Annotated in this window: 2 protein-coding genes; both read left to right on the forward strand. The window is 52.6% G+C overall.

The annotated features are described in order from the left end of the window. On the forward strand, positions 1–207 hold a 207-nt coding region (locus tag OP496_RS17985), incomplete at its 5' end, for a cytochrome b/b6 domain-containing protein (RefSeq protein ID WP_280565321.1). A gap of 209 nt (positions 208–416) precedes the next feature. After that, on the forward strand, positions 417–1,016 hold a 600-nt coding region (locus OP496_RS17990; RefSeq protein WP_280565324.1), incomplete at its 3' end, for a type I restriction endonuclease.

A 1,016-nucleotide genomic window follows, 5' to 3' on the forward strand; every position in this document is an offset into this window, starting at 1 on the left:
TCCACTTGGGGATCGGGCTACGGCATCTCTGTATTCGATACGGCGTATTGGACCGACGCCGATGTGCCCTGGGCCGCCGCATTCGGCCAAATCCATGTGCCTCTTTCCTGGCTCCTCTCCACGCTGGTGACCGGACATATCGTCATGGCGGGTTATCACCGGTTGATTAGGCGCGACGACACGCTACACCGGATGCTCGGACACTAGGCGTTCACGGTATCGTAACGTCTAGCTTTCCCTTGATGGCCCACTTCCCTGCCGCTGCTCGATCAGCGGCTGGGCTTGGCCGCCTGAATAGGACAGCAAGGGAGTCGACAGGACGAGGCTCTCGTTTGACTTTGGTCTTTTGGTAAACTCAGGAAACTTCGCGTAATGTAAGTTTACCTATACGCCAAAAACTAAACACAGGGGGCATCATGGACTTGAGCGAGAAGCTTTACGGCATCGCACGTCGTGGTGAAGAGCAGGTCGAACACATCAAGAACGAGGAAGCGACCAAGACGGCTTTAGTGCTCCCCTTCATCAACTCGCTTGGATACGATCCCTTTGATACTCGAGAGGTAGTGCCAGAATTCACGGCGGATGTAGGCACCAAGAAGGGTGAAAAGGTCGATTACGCCATTCGTGCAGATGGCAACATTTCGATCCTCATGGAATGCAAACCCTTGGGCACCAATCTCGCCAATGTCCAGTACAACCAACTCTACCGCTACTTTGCTTGCACGGATGCCAAATTCGCCATTTTGACGAACGGCCTTGAGTACCGTTTCTATTCTGACCTGGACTCCGAGAACAAGCTGGACACCCGCCCCTTTTTCACTTTCAACCTGGAAGACTTTAACGAACAGGATATCGAAGAGCTTCAGAAATTCACCAAGCCCAATTTTGATGTTGATGCCATTCTCAGTACGGCCAACCGGCTCAAGTACACCAACCTTGCCAAACAGGCCATTGGTGAAGTTTTCCGAGACACCCCGGAAGAATTCGTCAAGTTCGTAGTGGGCAAGATCTACGAG

It is taken from the genome of Chromohalobacter sp. 48-RD10 (assembly GCF_029889785.1).
Taxonomy (GTDB): domain Bacteria; phylum Pseudomonadota; class Gammaproteobacteria; order Pseudomonadales; family Halomonadaceae; genus Chromohalobacter.